The organism is Algoriphagus algorifonticola (assembly GCF_007655305.1).
In the GTDB taxonomy this organism is placed as follows: domain Bacteria; phylum Bacteroidota; class Bacteroidia; order Cytophagales; family Cyclobacteriaceae; genus Algoriphagus; species Algoriphagus algorifonticola.
The window spans coordinates 226,963-246,052 of sequence record NZ_VLOG01000008.1 but is presented as its reverse complement, the minus strand read 5'-3'; the positions used below and the strand labels follow the sequence as shown (position 1 = coordinate 246,052).

At 39.6% G+C, this 19,090-nt stretch carries 18 protein-coding genes; 4 read left to right on the top strand and 14 right to left on the bottom strand.

Annotated features, from left to right (window positions below; translation table 11 throughout):
• Positions 1 to 209 precede the first annotated feature (209 nt).
• The 6 genes from FL972_RS01750 to uxaC form a co-directional block, all read right to left on the bottom strand.
• Positions 210 to 1,142: a UDP-glucuronic acid decarboxylase family protein gene (locus tag FL972_RS01750; protein WP_091649949.1), complete on the bottom strand. Its 933-nt coding sequence runs from the start codon at positions 1,140 to 1,142 to the stop codon at positions 210 to 212.
• Between the two features lie 104 nt (positions 1,143 to 1,246).
• Positions 1,247 to 3,022 carry an acyl-CoA dehydrogenase gene (locus FL972_RS01745; RefSeq protein ID WP_144602734.1) on the bottom strand — a complete coding sequence of 592 codons (1,776 nt, stop codon included), beginning with the start codon at positions 3,020 to 3,022 and terminating at the stop codon, positions 1,247 to 1,249.
• Between the two features lie 10 nt (positions 3,023 to 3,032).
• Positions 3,033 to 3,584, bottom strand: coding sequence for a sugar O-acetyltransferase (locus FL972_RS01740; RefSeq protein ID WP_144602733.1), 552 nt, complete (start codon positions 3,582 to 3,584; stop codon positions 3,033 to 3,035).
• The gene (uxuA, locus tag FL972_RS01735; protein WP_250161259.1) at positions 3,581 to 4,759 is read right to left on the bottom strand and encodes a mannonate dehydratase; all 1,179 of its coding nucleotides are present in this window, start codon (positions 4,757 to 4,759) and stop codon (positions 3,581 to 3,583) included. Before uxuA ends, FL972_RS01740 begins: the two co-directional genes overlap by 4 nt.
• Before the next feature lie 41 nt (positions 4,760 to 4,800).
• A complete protein-coding gene (locus FL972_RS01730) occupies positions 4,801 to 5,619 on the bottom strand; it encodes an SDR family oxidoreductase (RefSeq protein ID WP_144602731.1) in 819 nt (272 codons plus the stop codon).
• A gap of 2 nt (positions 5,620 to 5,621) precedes the next feature.
• A complete protein-coding gene (gene uxaC, locus FL972_RS01725) occupies positions 5,622 to 7,061 on the bottom strand; it encodes a glucuronate isomerase (protein ID WP_144602729.1) in 1,440 nt (479 codons plus the stop codon).
• A gap of 126 nt (positions 7,062 to 7,187) precedes the next feature.
• Here uxaC and FL972_RS01720 point away from each other — a divergent pair, with 126 nt between their 5' ends.
• Complete coding sequence (locus FL972_RS01720) at positions 7,188 to 8,258, top strand: LacI family DNA-binding transcriptional regulator (RefSeq protein WP_250161258.1); 1,071 nt, start codon at positions 7,188 to 7,190, stop codon at positions 8,256 to 8,258.
• 105 nt (positions 8,259 to 8,363) lie between these two features.
• Here FL972_RS01720 and FL972_RS01715 read toward each other — a convergent pair whose 3' ends face one another.
• Together FL972_RS01715 and FL972_RS01710 are read right to left on the bottom strand one after the other, a co-directional pair.
• Complete coding sequence (locus FL972_RS01715; protein ID WP_144602727.1) at positions 8,364 to 9,713, bottom strand: Gfo/Idh/MocA family protein; 1,350 nt, start codon at positions 9,711 to 9,713, stop codon at positions 8,364 to 8,366.
• A 12-nt stretch (positions 9,714 to 9,725) separates the two neighbouring features.
• Positions 9,726 to 11,111: a 3-keto-disaccharide hydrolase gene (locus FL972_RS01710; RefSeq protein WP_144602725.1), complete on the bottom strand. Its 1,386-nt coding sequence runs from the start codon at positions 11,109 to 11,111 to the stop codon at positions 9,726 to 9,728.
• A gap of 164 nt (positions 11,112 to 11,275) precedes the next feature.
• Here FL972_RS01710 and FL972_RS01705 point away from each other — a divergent pair, with 164 nt between their 5' ends.
• On the top strand, positions 11,276 to 12,436 hold the full coding sequence (locus FL972_RS01705; RefSeq protein ID WP_144602722.1) for a THUMP domain-containing class I SAM-dependent RNA methyltransferase: 1,161 nt from the start codon (positions 11,276 to 11,278) through the stop codon (positions 12,434 to 12,436).
• A 79-nt stretch (positions 12,437 to 12,515) separates the two neighbouring features.
• On the opposite strand, the gene FL972_RS01700 is transcribed toward FL972_RS01705, so the two are convergent.
• From FL972_RS01700 to FL972_RS01685, 4 genes are all read right to left on the bottom strand, one after another.
• A complete protein-coding gene (locus FL972_RS01700) occupies positions 12,516 to 14,027 on the bottom strand; it encodes a DUF4301 family protein (protein WP_144602719.1) in 1,512 nt (503 codons plus the stop codon).
• 116 nt (positions 14,028 to 14,143) lie between these two features.
• Complete coding sequence (locus FL972_RS01695) at positions 14,144 to 15,019, bottom strand: 5-oxoprolinase subunit C family protein (RefSeq protein ID WP_144602717.1); 876 nt, start codon at positions 15,017 to 15,019, stop codon at positions 14,144 to 14,146.
• Positions 15,016 to 15,714: a 5-oxoprolinase subunit PxpB gene (gene pxpB / locus FL972_RS01690; RefSeq protein ID WP_144602715.1), complete on the bottom strand. Its 699-nt coding sequence runs from the start codon at positions 15,712 to 15,714 to the stop codon at positions 15,016 to 15,018. The genes FL972_RS01695 and pxpB overlap by 4 nt, the downstream gene beginning before the upstream one ends.
• Entirely contained in the window at positions 15,702 to 16,424 is a 723-nt protein-coding gene (locus FL972_RS01685) for a LamB/YcsF family protein (RefSeq protein WP_144602712.1), read from the bottom strand. Before FL972_RS01685 ends, pxpB begins: the two co-directional genes overlap by 13 nt.
• Before the next feature lie 106 nt (positions 16,425 to 16,530).
• Between FL972_RS01685 and FL972_RS01680 the strand changes: the two genes are divergently transcribed.
• Positions 16,531 to 16,656, top strand: a complete 126-nt coding sequence (locus FL972_RS01680) for a 30S ribosomal protein THX (protein WP_091649988.1) — start codon at positions 16,531 to 16,533, stop codon at positions 16,654 to 16,656.
• A 37-nt stretch (positions 16,657 to 16,693) separates the two neighbouring features.
• On the opposite strand, the gene FL972_RS01675 is transcribed toward FL972_RS01680, so the two are convergent.
• Positions 16,694 to 17,245, bottom strand: coding sequence for a dihydrofolate reductase family protein (locus FL972_RS01675; RefSeq protein WP_144602710.1), 552 nt, complete (start codon positions 17,243 to 17,245; stop codon positions 16,694 to 16,696).
• 4 nt (positions 17,246 to 17,249) lie between these two features.
• Positions 17,250 to 17,774, bottom strand: a complete 525-nt coding sequence (locus FL972_RS01670) for a YdeI/OmpD-associated family protein (RefSeq protein ID WP_250161257.1) — start codon at positions 17,772 to 17,774, stop codon at positions 17,250 to 17,252.
• A 98-nt stretch (positions 17,775 to 17,872) separates the two neighbouring features.
• Here FL972_RS01670 and FL972_RS01665 point away from each other — a divergent pair, with 98 nt between their 5' ends.
• Positions 17,873 to 19,048, top strand: coding sequence for a methionine aminotransferase (locus tag FL972_RS01665; RefSeq protein WP_144602708.1), 1,176 nt, complete (start codon positions 17,873 to 17,875; stop codon positions 19,046 to 19,048).
• Positions 19,049 to 19,090: the final 42 nt, after the last annotated feature.

Sequence of the window (19,090 nt, the reverse complement as noted above, 5' to 3'; positions counted from 1 at the left end):
TGAACTGAAAGGCCAAGAACAAACGGTTATTGCTTCGAGCATGTAGAAAAAATTTTACTCTCTTACTTGGCCTAACTTATTTAAACCATTTTACCACCTCTATGAGGGTAGAAAAAGTATGCCCTCCCAGTTCTGAAAATAGCTAAATAGGCCACTTTCTGGTTTTTCTCTTTCAGAAAAAAAAGCCACCCGAGAGGGTGGCTTTTGATTTATATAATGCTTTCGAAATATTCAATTGTTTTGACCAAACCTTCTCGGAGTGGAATTGTAGGCTCCCAGCCTAATTCTTTCTTTGCAAGATCGATAACTGGCTTTCTCTGCATTGGATCATCCTGTGGTAATGGCATATGAACCAGCTTGCTTTTCGAGTTGGTCAGTTCGATTACCAAGTTGGCTAGCTCCAACATGGTGAATTCTCCGGGGTTTCCAATATTAACCGGACCAGTAAATCCGTCTCTGGAGTTCATCAACCTGTACATTCCTTCGATATTATCATCTACATAACAGAAAGAACGAGTTTGCTTTCCATCGCCGTAGATAGTGATATCTTGATTTTTTAATGCCTGAACAATAAAGTTGCTGACAACTCGGCCATCATTCGGGTGCATTCTTGGACCATAAGTATTGAATATTCTCATCACTTTGATCGCAACTCCATGCTGTCTGTGATAATCAAAGAATAAAGTTTCTGCACACCTCTTTCCCTCATCATAACAAGCACGAGGACCAAGCGTATTTACATTACCTCTATAGGATTCAGGTTGAGGATGGATTTCTGGATCTCCATAAACTTCAGAAGTACTTGCCTGAAGGATTTTAATTTTCAGCCTTTTAGCCAAACCTAACATGTTCATTGCACCAATCACGGAGGTTTTGGTCGTTTGAACAGGGTCAAATTGATAATGAATAGGGGAGGCAGGGCATGCAAGATTATAAATTTCGTCCACTTCCACATAAAGAGGATGAGTCACATCGTGCCTCAATAATTCGAAATTCTTATTGTCTAAAAGATGGTGAATGTTTCTCCTATTTCCGGTGAAAAAATTATCCACACATAGTACTTCGTTGCCTTCCTTTAATAATCTGTCGCATAGATGGCTACCCAAAAATCCGCCACCACCACTTACTAAAACTCTTTTCATTAATATTAAATGAGGTTAAAATTTATTGCTTGCCAAAATAAGCAAATGTTTTTCAATATTTAGGAATAAAGATCGATTTAAACCAAAGCTCTAAAGTTGAAGAGTTAAAACCATTCTTTTCCCATTTCTAGAGTGGGATAGGTATCCGATTGAAGTCTTGTTGCCAAGGATTCTATTTTTGTTAACTCATATTCCATAAAATATTCTGAGGCCATTATTTTACCTTGATAGAAAGCTTTCTCCGGAGATCCACCATTTAATTGACTTTGGGCGATATGGGATTGATCTAGCCATTTCCAAGCTACGCAAAGGATTCCGCACATTTCTAGGAATAAAGTGGCATCGGCAAGATAATATTCCAGGCCTTTTTTACTCTTTGCTAATACTTTCTCGGCTGTTTCTAAAACTATCCTATGGTATTTTTCAAATCTTGATTTCAAATTAGGGTCAAGGCTTGACTGATTTAGGCTCTTCAGGATCTCTTGGTGAAGTAATTTCCAAGCCATTCCTTCTGACATCAAGACCTTTCTTCCTAAAAGATCCAATCCATGAATCCCTGTAGTTCCTTCATGAATAGGATGTATTCGGGCTTCACGATAATATTGCTCTACAGGAAAATCCGTAGTATAGCCAGCCCCTCCTAAAATCTGAACAGCTGCAGATGTACTATGAACACCCATTTCTGATGGGTAGCTTTTTGCAATTGGGGTTAATAAGTCCAGCAATGCTTCCTTAGCTTTTTTCTTCTCTGAGTTTGGCTCCTGCTGGACTTCATCCGCAAGTTTGGAGCAGTATAGCAAGAGTGCCAATGAACCCTCAGTGACACTTTTCTGAAACAAAAGCATACGCTTTACATCTGCATGCTCTATAATGGGAACCTGTGGTTGATTGAGATCTTTATTGTTAATTCTCCTTCCCTGAGGACGTTCTTTCGCATAGGCCAAAGAGGAATAATAAGCGGCAGTAGCAATTGCAACCCCGTTCATACCTACTCCAAGTCTTGCCTCATTCATCATTTGAAACATGTACTTTAGGCCTTGATTGGCTTCTCCAACAAGATATCCTTCACACTGATCTTCTGAACCTATCATCAAATGAGCTATTGGGGCTCCTTTATAACCCATCTTGTGATAAATGCCCTGAGTTAATACATCGTTACTTTCTTGTGTATCAATTCTCTTTTGGGGAACTACAAAAAGAGATATTCCTTTTGTTCCTGCTGGTGCTCCCGCTATTCTAGCCAGCATCAGATGAATAATATTCTCACAGGCATCATGGTCTCCACAGGATATGTAGATTTTTTGACCTTTAATTTTATAGATTCCGGCTTTTTCTGTTGGATAAGCAGCAGTGGTCAGATCGGAGAGCGAACTCCCTGCATCCGGCTCAGTCAAAGCCATGGTTCCTTGCCAATGGCCAGAGTAGAGATTTGGTGTAAACTTTTCTATTAATTCCTGGCTACCAAAAGTTCGTATCAAGTTGGCAGCCCCAGTAGTCAAAAAAGGGAATACAGAGGCCGAATAATTTGCGGCCTGAAGAATGAACCCCGCTGCAATATGAATAGTCCATGGGAGTTGCTGGCCCCCTTCTTCGTAACTGAATGTGGAGTTAATCCAACCATCCCTCCCAAATTGTTGGATAACCGGCTTCATTCCGGGATGGATTTTGATTTTCCCGTTTTCCAGTTGGGGTTCCTTTCGGTCCATTTCCGTTAGCAAAGGCCTTAAAGATTTTTGAGCTATTTGATCTGCAGCCTCAAGTATCATTTCAAAGGTTTCCCGATTATGATCTTGAAAATATTCGATTTGATTTAACTCATCAGCTTTTATCAATTCAAAAAGTTGAAACTTTAGGTCCCGCTTAGAATAAAATTGCGTCATGATTTTTAGCTTATAATTTTTTGATTTTTCGGGCGGGATTACCTGCAACTATCACATCATCAGGAACATCTTTGGTCACCACAGATCCCGCTCCAATAATTGACCTATTACCGATTTTTACACCTGGGCAGATAATGCTTCCACCTCCAATCCAAACATCTGTTCCAACATGAATTTCTTTTCCAAATTCCCAAAGTTCTCCTCTGGTTTTTGCATCGAGAGGGTGGGTTGCGGGGTAAAATTGAACATTAGGGCCCACTAGAGTTCGGTCGCCTATAGTAACCGGTACTACATCCAGTATGACACAATTGAAGTTAAAAAAGACATGGTTTCCCAAAGAAATATTATACCCATAATCACAAGAAAAAGGAGGCTCGATCCAGCAGTTTTCACCGATGGTCCCTAACAATTTCACCAAGATTTTTTGTTTTTCCTCAGATTTTTCCGGATCTGAAAAATTGAACTCTTTCAACAGCTTTCTTGCCTGAAGCCTTTCTGAAGTTAAAACAGGATCGCCGGCCTGATAGAGTTGGCCGGCGAGCATTTTTTCTTTTTCTGTCATTTGGTTTTGCTATAAAGAAGTGCTTGCTCCACTCCTCTAATTTCAGCCAAACCTTTTAATCTTCCAATTGCTGAGTAGCCGGGATTGGTTTTTTTACCTAAATCATCTAGCATCTGGTGTCCATGATCAGGACGCATAGGAATACTTTTTTCCCGTTTTTCCTGAATTTTCAGTATTTCATCAATTACGGCAACCATAGGCACATCGCCTTCCAAATGATTATCTTCAAAGAAATTCCCTGCCTCATCTCTTTTAGTACTTCTCAGATGGATGAAATTGATATGATCACCAAATTCTGCAACCATGGCAGGTAAATCGTTGTCCGGTCTTACCCCGTAACTTCCTGTGCAAAAACACAATCCGTTATGAGGACTTGGATTATCTTGGATGATTCTTCTTGCATCAGCTGCAGTAGATACTACTCTGGGTAGACCATAAAGGGAGAAAGGGGGATCATCTGGGTGTATGGTCATGTAAACACCCACTTCTTCGGCTACAGGAACTATAGCATCCAAAAAAAGCCTGAGATGTTCTTGAAGTTTAGGTGCATTGATGCCTTCATAAGTTGAAAGCATTTCTCTGAACTCATCCAAGGTGTAGCCAATTTCAGAGCCTGGTAAGCCTTTCAGAATATTATCAAGTATCAATTGCTTTTTTTCAGGAGAAAGGGCTTCATAATACTTTCGCACTTCCTCAATTTCTTTAGAAGTATATTCCTCCAAGGCAGCAGGTCTTTTCAAAATAAAAAGGTCGAATGCCTGAACCGCCTTCTTTTCATAAAACAAGGCCTTGGATCCATTTGGAAGTTCTCGTTCCAGATCCGTTCTTGTCCAGTCTAGTATGGGCATGAAATTGTAACAAACAGTAAAAATTCCTTCAGATGCCAGATTTCTGATGGTTTGTTGGTAATTGGCTATCAATTCCTGGAAGTTAGCAGATCGGGTTTTAATATGCTCATGAACTGGAACTGATTCTACCACAGACCAGGTTAGTCCTGCATTCTCAATGGTTTTTTTTCGAAGTTGGATCTCTTCTCTTGACCATATTTCCCCATTTGGGATGTGGTGAAGGGCAGTTACAATACCTGTAGCACCTGCTTGACGAATATCTCTTAAACTGACTGGATCATTAGGACCATACCATCGCATGGTTTGTTCCATTTTGAATAGTGCCATTGATTTTTCTTTTAGGGTTTATTGGGTTGAGATCATAGGAATTACACACCGGAAAATGCGCTAAAGCCACCATCGACCGGAATGATAGTACCTGTGACGAATGTTGAGGCATCTGAACATAGCCATTGCAAGACTCCAAAGAGATCTTCTGGTTTTCCAAATCTATCCATAGGAGTATGTTCTATGATCTGATTTCCTCGACTAGTCAGCGATCCGTCATTTTCAGTTAATAAAGTCCGGTTTTGCTCAGTTAGAAAAAATCCAGGAGCAATTGCATTTACCCTAAATTCCGGTCCATGTTTCTTAGCCAGTTCTACGGCCAACCACTTGGTCATATTATCTATAGCTGCTTTGGCAGAAGCATAACCCATCACTCTCGTCATAGGCCTACTCGCAGCCATGGAGCTGATATTGATGATGTTTCCTTTATTTTGTGACAGCATCAAAGGAAGAAAATGCTTGGTTGGTAGCACTGTTCCCAAATAGTTGAGATCCATCACTTTTTTCAAAGCCTCTGCATTTAAATCGAGAAAATTTTGATCAGGCTTGATTACAGCACCTGGCATATTTCCACCCGCTGCATTGATCAAAATATCAATGCTTCCAACCGATTTTTTAACTTTATCAGCTGCTTTTTTAACTTGATCTTCATCGGTAACATCACAAAGATATCCTTCAGCCTTTCCTCCCTCTGATTCTATTGTTGCTATGAGCTCTTTTATTTTTATTTCATTTCTTCCGAGAATTAATATAGTAGCACCTTCTTTTGCTAAGTGCCTACTCATCGCTTCGCCAAGCACACCGGTTGCGCCAGAGAAGGCAATTATTTTTCCTGAAAGTTTGAAAAGAGAATTGCTCATTATCAGATTGTTATATTTTTTGAATCAAAGTCAAAATAATTTTTGGCATTATGGTAGCAAATATCAGCAATGATTTTTCCAAGCCATTTCTCATCCCAGGGGAGCTCTCCATTTTCTACATCTTTTCCAAATAGATTGCAAAGGATTCTTCGGAAATATTCATGTCTTGGGAAGGATAAAAAGCTTCTGGAATCGGTCAACATACCTATAAAACATGAAATCAATCCCATATTTGATAATACATTCATTTGCGCTTCCATTCCATCTTTCTGGTCTAAATACCACCAACCTGAGCCAAATTGAATTTTTCCTTTGGTGCTTCCATCGTTAAAATTTCCAACCATGGTTGCAAATACTTCATTGTCTCTTGGATTGAGATTATAAAGGACAGTTTTAGCTAATTGATCCTTGCTATCAAGTGAATTTAAGAAGCCTGCTAATGCTTGGGCTTGATCAAAATCGCCAATAGAATCAAATCCAGTATCAGGTCCTAATTCAGCCAGCTTTCTGGAATTGGTATTTCGCAAAGCTCCCAAATGAAACTGCTGAACCCAGCCCTTGGAATGATACATTTTGCAAAGTGTCTGCAAGGTTTTGAACTTGAAATACTGGATTTCTTTGGGTTCTAATTTCTTTTTGAAGCGAATTAACTCAAATAGATCCTGAAGATTGAATTCGTCTTTTTCAAAGAAATATAATTGCTCTAAACCATGATCACTTAGCCTACAACCCCTCTCATGAAAATATCCAATTCTATTTTCCAAAGCAGCCAAAAGATCTTCATAATTCTGAATGTTAATTCCTGCTGCTTCTCCCAGTTTTTCTAAATAGGATAGATAGGCATCCGGGTTTTCTATGGCATAAGCTTTATCCGGCCGGAATGCAGGATACATGGATAGGGAGGTTTTTTTCCTGCTAAAATCTACATGATCCTGAAGTGAATCTACTGGATCATCTGTGGAGCAGATTACTTCCACTTTCATTTGCCCCAATAATCCTTGTGTGGCATATTCCGGCTTTTGAAGTAATTCATTGCAATGAAGATAAACTTCAGCTGCATTGGATTCATTTAATATTTCTTCAATTCCAAAATATCTTTTCAGCTCTAAATGAGTCCAATGATACAGCGGATTACGCATGGTGTAAGGAACGGTTTGAGCCCATTTTTTAAACTTCTCTGAATCAGTAGCATTGCCTGTAATATATTTCTCAGAGACGCCCAAGGTCCGCATAGCTCTCCACTTATAGTGATCTCCAGCCAACCAAATTTGGCTCATATTATCAAATTGCCTGTTGGAATTGACCTCTGAGGGAGAAAGATGGTTGTGATAATCTATGATGGATAGATTTTTAGCGTAATCGTGGTATAGCGTCTTAGCAAAAGAGTTTTGCAATAAGAAGTCTTCGGATAGAAAATTCACTTGCGAATCAGTTGAAATCATGGGAAAAAGGTCATCAAATTAGCATTCCGTTTCAAACTTGAATTTACCCCGAATCGAGAGCATTTGAAGATTTAAATACGAAAACGTTTGCGAAATTTTCCGAACCATTTTACCAAGTGAGCGAAAATGATTCGTATTTTCAATGACTTTTATACTAACAAACCCAAAATAGTCATGAATAATGGAATCAGTCTCAAGGAATTGGCTGCAGAGTTGAATTTGGCGCCATCTACCGTATCCAGAGCTTTAAATGACAGTTACGAAATTTCGGAAGCTACCAAAAAAAAGGTGATTAGCATGGCGGAAAAACTGAATTATCAGCCTAATCCATTTGCCAGAAGTTTGAGGGAGAATAAGAGTAAAACCATCGCCGTAATTATCCCTGAGCGTATCAATTACTTTTTTTCTCAGGTGATCGATGGAATCGAAGAAATTACTTCTGAGCATGGCTATCATTTGCTGGTTTACAGTACCCACGAGGATGTAGAGAAAGAAAAGAAAATCCTTTCTTTGCTTCAAAATGGCAGAGCTGATGCAATAGTTATGTCTGTTTCCAGCCAAACAAGTGATGTTTCTCATTTGAAGCGTTTGCATGATAGAGGCTTGCCTATTTTATTTTTTGATAGGATTTGTTCAGAAATCCCCACTACCAAATTCATTACCAATGACTATGAAAGTGCTTTTGAGGGAACCAAGCATTTAATCCAACAAGGATGTAAAAAGATCGCATTTTTGATGCTGAGCAAAGAACTCTCGATTACCAAGGAGAGGCATCGGGGCTATGTGGACGCTTTAAAAATGTCAGGAATGGAGCCTGAGCCTGCTTTTAGCCTTCATTGCTGTCATAGTGATGAAGATAATACTCAGTTGATTTGGGAGTTGTTGTTGTCCTCAAACAGACCAGATGGCATTCTTTCCTCTGTTGAAAAATTGGCTTTGGCAACTTATCAGGCCGTCAAGAAAACGAATTTGAGTATTCCGGATGATTTGAAGATTATTTCCTTCTCAAATATGAGCATTGCCGGTTTGCTCAATCCTTCTCTGACGACCATTACCCAACCGGCAGAAACTATAGGGGAGGAGTGTGCAAAGCTTTTAATCAAAAAGCTAACAAAGCCCAGACAGCCCGATTTATTGAATCAGGTGATTACCATTCCCAGTAAAATTACGATTAGGGAGTCTACTTTAGTGAGGTGAATTCTTTACAGTAAGTACTTGAATTTCAATCAAAAATAAAACGAATAAAAAAAGGAAGACCAAAGTATATAATTCGATCTTCCATTGTTTGATAGTGTATCTAAATTATATCTTTGGTGGCTCCCATCCTTTTTCGTATTGGCGCGTCCATAAAGCCATCCCTGCTTTGGAATTGGTGATATGTCCATTTTTTGGATCACATTGTAATATTTCTCCGGTTCTCGAAGCAATATTTGCCAAATGACAAAGCAATGTACTTACCGCTCCTTCTTCGATATTAGAATTCTGTTTTTCTTTTCCTCTTACCGCATTAAAGAAGTTGACTACGTGAGTAGTACTCATGTCTCCACCTCCTCCGAGTTGTGTTCCACCTTCGGACCCTGAGGATTGGCTATCCTTAATCAGTTTTCCATTTCGGTCAAAGTGCTTATAGCCATTTCTATTCACAAATACACTTCCTTCAGAACCGTAGATGATTGTCCCTCTATCTGCTCCATAAGTATTCAAGCCATTTCTGCTCTTCCCATCCCAAGTGATGGTCTTATCTTTTCCAAATTTAAAGGTGGCTTCCATGGTATCATACATAGTCCATCCATCATCCACAAAATGATACTTTCCAGCATCAACCATGACCTGCGAGGGGTAATCTACCTGCAAAGCCCATCTTGCCACATCTAATTCATGAGTAGCATTATTGCCTGTCTCTGCAGTGCCATAATCCCAACCATACCAGTGCCAATTGTAATCCCAAGTGTCATGAGTGTATGCTCTCCTTGGAGCGGGACCCTGAAACATGTCCCAATCCAAACCTTCAGGCACTGGAGCAGGGGTGGGATTGACTACTCTTCCTCGCTGATTGCTATAAAAGGCAACCGCTTTATAAGCTTTTCCAATTGCTCCATTATGTATGGCTGCGATGATTTCTCTACTTTCCGGAGCTGAGCGTTGCTGATTGCCCATTTGAACTACCTTATTGTATTTCTTCTGTAAGGCGATCAATAGTTCTCCTTCTTTTGGATTATGGGAGCAAGGCTTTTCTACATATACGTGTTTTCCTCTTTCCATTGCAAGCCAAGTTCCCGGTGCATGCCAATGATCCGGAGTAGCATTAATCAAAACATCCAAGTCCTTGTCCTCCAAAACCTTCATGATGTTCCCTTCCAATTTGGGCTGATAAGAAATATGCTTGGAAAAATTGCCTGCTGCTTTGGTCATTTGGCTTTGCATTACATCACAGAGGTAAAGCAAATTCACATTGCTGGATTCTAAAGCGATTGGCTCGTAAAAAGCTCCCAATCTCCTTCCCAAACCTGCTATAGCTACATTCAATCGTTCATTGGCACCAATGATTCTACCATAGGATTTGGCTGAAAAGCCCACAGCTCCCAAAGCCGATAAGCCTAGGGTGGCTGCCGTACTTTTTTTGATAAACTCTCTTCTATTTTGCTTGCTCATGGTTATTGGGTCTTAGTTCAATGTTTTGATTTTGATATTTTTAAAGCTGACTTCATCACCATGATCCTGCAAAAGGATATGGCCCTGCTCTGCCTCGCCAAAGTTTTCCCAGATTTTATACTTACTGATTGCCACTAGGTCTTTGTACTCTTGGGAACCCCTGACATATTCAACTACTTTAATTCCATTTAGATAATGTTCCACTTTATTATCAGGATGCACGACTATTCTACCCTTATTCCATTCTCCGATTGGTTTCAAAAATCTAGGCTGTTTTTCTGCTTTGATCAAATCATACAAGGAAGCTAAGGTTCTGTTACCTTCTCTTCCCATTTTGGCGTCTGGATGTCTTTCATCATCCAAAATCTGATATTCCAAGCCAATCGCTGAACCTGAATTTTCTTCTTTCAAAGTGACAAAATATTTCACACCGCTATTGGCTCCTTCCGTTAACTTAAAATCAAAAGCTAAGTCAAAAGCACTGAATTCCTCTGTGGTTACAATATCTCCAGCATTTGTGGATTCTCCACCACCTGAGGCTGCAATGGTCAATATTCCATCTGTAACAGACCAACCAAAATCTGGGAAGTTGTCCTTATAAGCTCCAACCCATCCATCGGAGTTTTGTCCATTGAATAAAAGTCTCCACCCCTGGTTTTTTTCATAATCTGTCAATTCATTCAGACGGTTATTGACCACGAAAATGTCTTTATTGAAAGGTTGAGGATCTAAGTTTTCTGTTTTGATCCTTACATTTCTGAAATAGGTTTTTCGACCTGCATCTTCCGGCTTTTGGATGCTATGAACCTGAAGACCAATAAAACCTATTTTGTCCATGTCATCTACGACATAAGCAACTTCCTGTCCATTCAACCAGGTTTTGATTTCATCTCCAATTACTTCAATTCTATATTGATTGTATTCACCTAATTTGAAAGCTGATTTTGCTTCAGGATTGAGCTCCAAAGGATATAGCCAGCCTCTTCTGGCTTCATCATAAATACCAGCTGACCAAGCTCGCTCGGTTGGGTCAGCCTCAATTTGGTAACCGTAAACCAATCCTTTCCCGTCCCTTCCGTTGGGATCAAATTGTCCTCTGGCCATTACTCCGGAATTAGAAGAAACATGCTCTACCTTAAGCTCTAGCTCCAGAATAAAATCCCCGAATGTATCTTCAGTGATTAAAAATGTATTGGGAGAGCCAGCAACTGCGGTTCCAATGATTTCGCCATTTTCTACAGCAAAAGTGGCTGTTCCGGCTACTGCCTTCCAACCGCTTAAATCTTCTCCATTAAATAGGTTTTTCCATCCATCCGCGTTTTCTTTTTCACCGGAAGAACATGAAAAAAGGAAAATACTACTGAGAAGGGCAAGGGTGTAAATTGATTTTATATTCATACAAAGTCTTGTTTATACATTCTAAATTGAAAATTTCGAGGCTTAGGTACAAGTTGAGTATGATGTAAGTTACGCAATCGTTTGCGAGTTTTACCTTTGATTTTACATGAGCAGCTAGCAAAAATCTTCGAAGATCCTTTGGCCTGAAATCCCTACTTTTGTGCATGCTTGATTTTAATGAAAGAAGAAAGGTCTTTATAACCTGCAAAGACCGATCGGTGACCTACTTGGAAAAAGAAGTAAGAGAGTTAGGTTTCGTTCCTGAATCTGTACAGAGAACAGGGATAGAACTTATTGCCAGTATGGAAGATTGCATGGATTTGAATCTTCATCTCAGAACAGCCTCTCACGTACTCTTCGAAATCAAGTCTTTTTATCTGCGTCATGCGGATGATATTTATCGCAGAGTAAAAGCTATCACCTGGGAAGATTATCTGGATGTGGATGGCTATTTTTCTATTAATTCAGTGGCAGACAATGAAAGTGTCACTACCCCTTTGATTGTCAATGTGAAAATTAAAGATGCTATTGTAGATCGTTTCAGAGAAAAATTTGGAAGGAGACCTGATTCTGGCTCAGAATTTAGCGGGGCCGTTTTTCAGATGTTCTGGAAGGATACGCAAGCCACCTTATACATTAATACCTCTGGAGACACGCTGGCCAAGCATGGATATAGAAAAATTCCAGGCAAAGCTCCTATGATGGAGGATTTGGCAGCGGCTACCATTTATGCTACCGAATGGAATACGAGAGTACCTTTTATCAATCCCATGTGCGGTTCAGGTACTTTGGCCATAGAAGCAGCACTGATGGCTACAAAAAGATTTCCAGGTTTATATAGATCCCATTATGCCTTCATGTCAATTCTGGGTTATGATGAGTCTGCCTATCAAGCTAAAATAAAGAAGTTGGAGGCCAAAATAGTGGAGGTTCCTGAAGTCAAGATTATAGCATCTGATATCTCATTACAAGCTATTTCATTTGCGAAAGAAAATGCCATGACTGCCGGAGTGGATCATATGATTGATTTTCAGGTTTGTGATTTTGCGGAAACTGAGATTCCAGAGAAGCCAAGAGGCGTGATCATGTTTAATCCCGAATATGGAGAAAGGCTGGGAGAGGAGACGGAATTGGAGCAAACCTACCGCAGGATAGGAGATTTCATGAAACAAAAATGCGCGGGGTATCGTGGTTATATTTTTACCGGAAACCTTGAATTGGCCAAAAAAGTAGGACTAAAAGCCAGCCGAAGAATTGAATTTTGGAATGGTACAATCGACTGTAGATTGCTGAAATACGACTTGTACGAGGGAAAACGGGACTAAGGGAAGTATGAAAGATAAAGTCAGAAAGCTGAAAGAGACCATTCACTCTTTTCAGCTTTCTAACTTCAAACTTCAGCCTTTATTGGTGTTCATCTCTGAGTAGATCATTGACTGTTTTCACCGGGTTGAAAGTGATCAAAGGAACTTCAACGAACAAGGTATTCCAGCCTGCCATAGCTCCGTTCCATAAACCGGGTAATTCCAAAGCCTTGAGTTCTCTACCGCTTTTTGATTTCTCTGTAATGAATCCGGTTTTCATGTCTCTGTATTTCAAAAGATCAAATTCTTCTCCTTTGAAATTACGGGTGCCACAAACCAAATCTACCGGATTGAAATGGGTAGCAGCCTGAAAATGTTTTTTTGACTCTGGGTCAGAAAGGTCGATTTGGGCTGTTTCGAGGATTTGAAGGGACTGACTGCCATCTTTTTCCATCACCCAAAAAGGTCCACCTCCAGGTTCTCCAGTATTTTTCACCATGCCACAGACACGGATCGGTCGATTGAGCTTTCCTTTAAGAAAATTGGCTCTTTCCATCAAAGGTTGGTTTTCAAACTCATTTGGAAGCTTTGCTCCTAATACTTCAGTAAAGACATTTTTTGCCTTTTTCAGTGACTCATCCGATATCTCCTGACTCAATTCTTTTAAAGCTTCAAAAACTTTCTCCTGGATTTCCAACAATAGCCCTCCAATGGCCATTTTGTAGGTTTTTGTATCTGACTTAAGCCGGTCAGGAACTACATTGTCAATGTTTTTGATGAAAATAAGGTCAGCAGAAATATCATTGAGATTTTCCAATAAAGCACCGTGACCGGCTGGTCGGAACAAAATGGATCCATCTTCTTCAAGGAATGGCTCATTATCCATCGAGACGGCAATGGTGTCAGTTGATTTTTTCTGCTGTGAATAAGTTACCTCGTATTTAAGACCTGTTTTGGACTCCAATTTCGGCACAATGCTTTCTATTTCCTTTCGGAATTTTTCTTCATGTTCCGGCGAAACGGTAAAGTGAATTTTGACAAGTTTACCTTTTCCCACTGCATATTGTGAGCCCTCGATCAAGTGCTCATAAGCAGGTGTCCTTGCTTCAGATTCGTATTGATGGAATTTTAAAAGCCCTTTGGGAAGGTTTCCATAACCTAGTCCAGAGTCTTCCAAAAGAGTACCTACTATTTCTTTATAATCCTTTCTATCGAGACAATCGGCAATCGAAGTATTCTTTTCTTTCAATGTCGCATTCAAATCATCATAGAAAGCGAATTTTTCGATTTTGTCTATGAATTTCTGCACAAAAGCCGATTTGCTTAAGTCACCATCTCCATCCAAAAAAGAAAAGAGATCTTTGAACATCCTGGATGCAGCGCCTGAAGCAGGAACAAACTTCACTACTTCTATAGATGCTGCTTTTTTGGGATAAGTTTCTACAAAATGCTTCAATTGATCATCCGAAAGCACCTGAATGCCATCCTGTGGAGTTGCTGGGCCTGTTATTTTCAAATAAGGAAAGCCGTCCTTAAAATTTGAAATTTGCTCCGCTACTGTATCAGGATCCATTCCTTGGGCAATAATTTTGTCTTTCAACAGGGTATCCATGTGGTCTTAGGGTTAATGGTAAAAACTGTAATTTAACAGGTCGGAGGGCATCACTCAAATTTCAAGAGGAATTTATTAAGAAGTGATGTTGATTTTTTTCCAGGTTGGCTCAAAATTTAAACTTCGGAAACTAGCTGGAAACAAATTTTTTGACCTGGAGCCTTTTGAGCTATAACTCTCAGGTCCTTTTCATCAATTTGTAAAACTCTTGGATAGCCTCCAGTTACTTGTGCATCTTGCTGCAATACCAATAGTTTTCCACCCGAAGTCAATTGAATAGTTCCCGGAAATACAGGCGCTGTCAGGATATCTGAGATTTGATTAGGGATCAATTCCTCGAGTTGGATTGCCATCGTATTTTTCATACTCGAAATATGGAAAACCCTGGATAGAAGCATCTTTTGTGCGTTGGGATCCAACAAGTACCACTCCGGACCAGAATAAACCCTGATTTCTTCTTTTTCCAAATAGCTATTATCCCATTTAGGATGTGAAAAAGTAGTTTTTACAGGGTTTGAGAGGTTGGTGAAAAATGGGATTTTCGCTCCTTTTGTAATAGATGCAGCATCTGTGATGCCGTTTAGTTGACTTCTGGAACCTAAGATCTCTTGGGTTTGAAATCCACCCCGAATTCCCAAATAAATTAAAGAACCGCGCAGAAATTTTCCTATTTCTAAAAGATCACCTTCTTGAATCTCTATAACTCCGGTACAGGCTATATTTTTCCCATTGAGCTTGATGGTAGATGAAGCACCTGAAATACAAATTTGACAGGCTTGCTCAAACTGTAATTTCAATCCGGGTTGTTGGATTTCCAGTTGGGCGTCACCAGGTGAATTTTTTAATAAATGATTATTCCATAGAAAGGCCTCTAAATCTCCCGGACCTGATAGTGGTACTCCAAATTGGGTGAATCCTCCTCTTCCTAAATCCCTGATTTTTGTTCCGGGTCCAGTTTGAATTACGGTCAAATTAGCTATATCCTTGATCATAGCTGTTCTGGGAGTTTTGGATTTCGCCTCAAGCGCTCATATTCTGATTCAGAAATAGGAGTAAACTGAATCAGGTCACCTGCTTTTCCCCAAACTGGTGGGGTAGAAGAGGGAGTAAAAAAAGGAATAGGACTCCTTCCAATGATATGCCAGCCACCGGGGGACTCCAGAGGATAAACACCCGTTTGATCTCCTCCAATGGCCACAGAGCCTGAAGGAATGCTACGGTCTGGTATGGATTTTCTGGGAGTAGAAAGTATGGGGTCTAAACCGGATAGATACATAAACCCAGGTAAAAAACCATAGAAGAAAATCCTATAATTGGCTTGGCTATGCAGTTGAACAATTTCCTCCTCTGACATTTTTTTTTCTGAAGCCAAATTGAGAAGGTCTTTCCCGAATTGTCCTCCATAACATACGGGAATTTTCCAAACCGTATCTGAAAGAGTAGCTGTTTGAGCGGAGGTAATTTTAATCAGCTTTTGAAACTGATCTTTGGGAAATTGATTTTTCCACTTAACGACAATTGATTGATAGGCCACTCTCAAATCATCTATTTCATTTCCCAGATCTTTTAGCAGGGATTTTTCTAATGATAATCTCTTAATTAAAAGTGAATCACTTACTGGTTCGGACCAATTTATTTCGGTGTATTGTGGACCAATTTGAAAAACTGAAGGAGTCAATTCCACCATTTCTTCCTGATTTTCGGTAAAAAATTCAATAATCCGGGGTTATCTCCGTGAAAACAAAGGGTATCAGCAGGAACCGAAATCATGGTTCCATTGACCGTTTGGATTTTGCCTGAGTTCAATATGGGTTCTAAGTGTTTTTCAACAGAATCATACTTTGTTAAAAGAGAGTCTGCCTCTGATCTAGGCCTTAATTTTAGATCTTCCCCATAAGTACGGTCGCCGAAAATTTCTCTTTTGATAGCCAGTCCAGCCAATTTTGCTACCTTTTCCATCTCTGAACCCGGTGGAACAAAGACGGTGGTTTCAGGAAGGTTTTCGATCAAAAAGTGGCAAAGTACTTCCGCTAATCTGGAATCTTTTGCTGCATCATTATACAAAGCTCCATGAAACTTGATATGATTCAATTCAAGTCGGGTATTTTGCCTTACGGATTCGAATAATTCCAACTGACTAGCCAAGGAATCGATTAGATATTCATCAGAAATATCCATGGACTTTCTGCCGAAATTTTCCAGATCTGGATAGGAAGGATGGGCACCTGCTGCTTTCCCGAATTTTTCACAAAGAGAAAGTGTGTGGGCAATGGTACTCTGGTCCCCAAAATGTCCTCCACAAGCTATGCTGGCCGCATCTATCAAGGGAATGATTTGGGCTTCATTTTTTACTCCTTCACCTAAATCACAGTTGATCTGAATTTTGGCTTTTTCCATATTCTAAATTAAGAAAGAAAACAGGAAAAGATTCATTTATCCTCAAATTGACATCCTAAGAGCTGTTTTTTAACTTTGAGTATCTTTTAACTTAAACCTGAAAATTATGGGAAAAGGAGATTTGAAATCTAGACGAGGAAAAATCAATCGTGGAACTTTCGGAGCAAGCAGACCCAAAAAAGAGGCCAATCGTCAGACAAGAAAGGCTAAAATGGGTTTGGATAAGAAGTAAAGCATTGATCAACAAAAGAGGGTTTTGGCCCTCTTTTTTATTTTTCATGTGACCGAATATAATGTAGCTGGGGTACTTTTTCTACGAAAATTTGGCTGGAGATACATTGGAATTTTAGCGCTTGATCAAGAGATCCGAATAATGAGATCCCTCCTCCCAAAATCACAGGAATTTGGGTTATTATTATTTCATCGATTAGGTCTTCTTTGAGAAAACTTTGAATAGTTTTACCCCCATCGATGTATAAACTGAAGTGACCATTCGCATGAATATCCTTCAGCACATCCTTCAAAATTCCTTGGACCAGAAAAACTTTGTCTTGGAGCTCTTTTGGAATTTGTTTGAGCGTGGTACTCATGACATAAACAGGCTTTTCGTATGGCCAAGGAATGTCAAAACCCAATACTGTTTCAAAAGTATGCCTTCCCATCACAAGTGCATCCACGCTTTGCATGAAAGCTGCGTAGCCGGAATCGACTGTGTTGAGTTCCGGAACTGATTCCAAAAAGTCTATTCCGCCGTTTTTATCCGCAATAAAGCCATCCATGCTTGTAGCAATGAATACCTTATTTTTTGCCTTTTCTGCCATGAAATTAAATATTATTATAATATTTGATCCACTCGTTTAATTGCTTAAAATCCAATTGCCCTTTGGCTAATTTCAGATGATGCATAATTGCAAGGGATTTTTTCATTCTACTTTCCGGGTTTTTAACTTTAGTCACCAAGTAAATCAGTGATCTTTGTTTCCCGGGAGTAAGGGATTTAAAGAAAGCAATGCCTTCTTCATCCTGATCCATCAATACCAAAAATTCCTCAGGAACTTCGTGTCCATATTCACTCAAGTCCCGCTCGATTTGGATAGTTGCCTTTTTGTTTTCATCCAAATCAAGTTTTTTGCGAAGCTCTTGATTGATAAGGATATACCAGCATTCTTTTGCTTTCATCAAGGCCATATGAAAAGGTTGGCTTCCATTTATCTTAACCAACACTCTTCTGTGATTTTTATCCATCATTTGCGCGGCAATTTCATCTGGAACCGGAAAATGATAGTGCCAATGATTAAAATCAAATTTACCTAGCCGACTTTCAAAATTGAGCATTCTTTTTCTTATCAAGATAATAATTGATTTAGCTTTTTCAGCTTTCACTCCGAATCTAGGTAAAGGAAATAAGGTTAAATTCTCCTTTTTTCAAATTAAAATTGATTACTTGTATGAGTCAAAATTTTAGAACTATGCGCTCAAAATTGCCCCACATAGGGACGACTATTTTTACAATCATGTCTAAAATGGCTCAGGAGGAAGGAGCAATTAATTTATCCCAAGGCTTTCCGGGCTTTGGTGCCGATCCCGAATTATTGGATATGGTGGCCAAGTATACCAAAGCCGGATATAATCAATATGCACCCATGAGTGGGATTCCTTCTTTAAGGGAAAAAATGGCGGAAAAAACGCTAAGGTGCTATAATGCCAAGGTGAATCCTGAAACAGAGGTTAGCATTGTTTCAGGGGCGACCGAAGCAATTTTTTCTTCAATTACTGCGATGATTCATCCTGGTGATGAGGCAATTATCCTTGAACCTGCTTATGATAGTTATGAGCCAGCTATATTATTGAGTGGAGGTATTCCAATACGGGTTCCATTGAATTCAAGTGATTTTTCGGTGGACTGGGAAAGGGTGAAAAACTCCATCACCTTTAAGACTAAATTGATTGTCATCAATAGTCCTCATAATCCAAGCGGATATGTGTGGACTCAAAATGATTTGGATCAATTGGCCGAATTAGTCAGAGAAAGGAATATTTATGTGGTCAGTGATGAAGTTTATGAACACATCACATTTGATGGCCGACCCCATCTGTCCTTAGTTGGGCATGCAGAATTGAGACAAAAATCCTTTGTGTGTGGATCCTTTGGGAAGACATTTCATGTAACGGGATGGAAATTGGGCTACTGTATAGCTCCTGAAAAGCTAACGGAAGAGTTTCGGAAAATCCATCAATATGTAACTTTCAGCTCGGTTACTTTTTTACAATATGCTCTTGCGGAATATCTGGAAAAACCGGAACGATACGAGTCTATTCCTGATTTTTATCAGGAAAAGCGGGATCTGTTTTTAAGCGGTTTGAAAAATACCGGACTTGAATTTCAAGCTACTCAAGGCAGTTTTTTCCAAACTGCAAAATATGGTCATCTTTCAAAAATAGGGGACAGGGAATTAGCCGAGAAAATGACCAAAGAGTTGAAAGTTGCCTGCATTCCTGTTTCTTCTTTTTATCATAATCAAAAAGATGACAAGATCATTCGCTTTTGCTTTGCCAAGGAAAATTCAGACTTGGAAGAGGCTTTGGTACGTCTGAAGAATCTTGGACATTTATTCAAAAAATAAGCGGCAGAGATTTCTCCCCGCCGCGGTCGTGTTAAGCATCCT

What these genes read in the sequence shown, in the direction of transcription:
- FL972_RS01750 (WP_091649949.1), bottom strand. Translation starts at nt 1,142, where the DNA reads ATGAAAAGAGTTTTAGTAAGTGGTGGTGGCGGATTTTTGGGTAGCCAT.
- FL972_RS01745 (WP_144602734.1), bottom strand. Translation starts at nt 3,022, where the DNA reads ATGACGCAATTTTATTCTAAGCGGGACCTAAAGTTTCAACTTTTTGAA.
- FL972_RS01740 (WP_144602733.1), bottom strand. Translation starts at nt 3,584, where the DNA reads ATGACAGAAAAAGAAAAAATGCTCGCCGGCCAACTCTATCAGGCCGGC.
- uxuA (WP_250161259.1), bottom strand. Translation starts at nt 4,759, where the DNA reads ATGGCACTATTCAAAATGGAACAAACCATGCGATGGTATGGTCCTAAT.
- FL972_RS01730 (WP_144602731.1), bottom strand. Translation starts at nt 5,619, where the DNA reads ATGAGCAATTCTCTTTTCAAACTTTCAGGAAAAATAATTGCCTTCTCT.
- uxaC (WP_144602729.1), bottom strand. Translation starts at nt 7,061, where the DNA reads ATGATTTCAACTGATTCGCAAGTGAATTTTCTATCCGAAGACTTCTTA.
- FL972_RS01720 (WP_250161258.1), top strand. Translation starts at nt 7,188, where the DNA reads ATGATTCGTATTTTCAATGACTTTTATACTAACAAACCCAAAATAGTC.
- FL972_RS01715 (WP_144602727.1), bottom strand. Translation starts at nt 9,713, where the DNA reads ATGAGCAAGCAAAATAGAAGAGAGTTTATCAAAAAAAGTACGGCAGCC.
- FL972_RS01710 (WP_144602725.1), bottom strand. Translation starts at nt 11,111, where the DNA reads ATGAATATAAAATCAATTTACACCCTTGCCCTTCTCAGTAGTATTTTC.
- FL972_RS01705 (WP_144602722.1), top strand. Translation starts at nt 11,276, where the DNA reads ATGCTTGATTTTAATGAAAGAAGAAAGGTCTTTATAACCTGCAAAGAC.
- FL972_RS01700 (WP_144602719.1), bottom strand. Translation starts at nt 14,027, where the DNA reads ATGGATACCCTGTTGAAAGACAAAATTATTGCCCAAGGAATGGATCCT.
- FL972_RS01695 (WP_144602717.1), bottom strand. Translation starts at nt 15,019, where the DNA reads ATGATCAAGGATATAGCTAATTTGACCGTAATTCAAACTGGACCCGGA.
- pxpB (WP_144602715.1), bottom strand. Translation starts at nt 15,714, where the DNA reads ATGGTGGAATTGACTCCTTCAGTTTTTCAAATTGGTCCACAATACACC.
- FL972_RS01685 (WP_144602712.1), bottom strand. Translation starts at nt 16,424, where the DNA reads ATGGAAAAAGCCAAAATTCAGATCAACTGTGATTTAGGTGAAGGAGTA.
- FL972_RS01680 (WP_091649988.1), top strand. Translation starts at nt 16,531, where the DNA reads ATGGGAAAAGGAGATTTGAAATCTAGACGAGGAAAAATCAATCGTGGA.
- FL972_RS01675 (WP_144602710.1), bottom strand. Translation starts at nt 17,245, where the DNA reads ATGGCAGAAAAGGCAAAAAATAAGGTATTCATTGCTACAAGCATGGAT.
- FL972_RS01665 (WP_144602708.1), top strand. Translation starts at nt 17,873, where the DNA reads ATGAGTCAAAATTTTAGAACTATGCGCTCAAAATTGCCCCACATAGGG.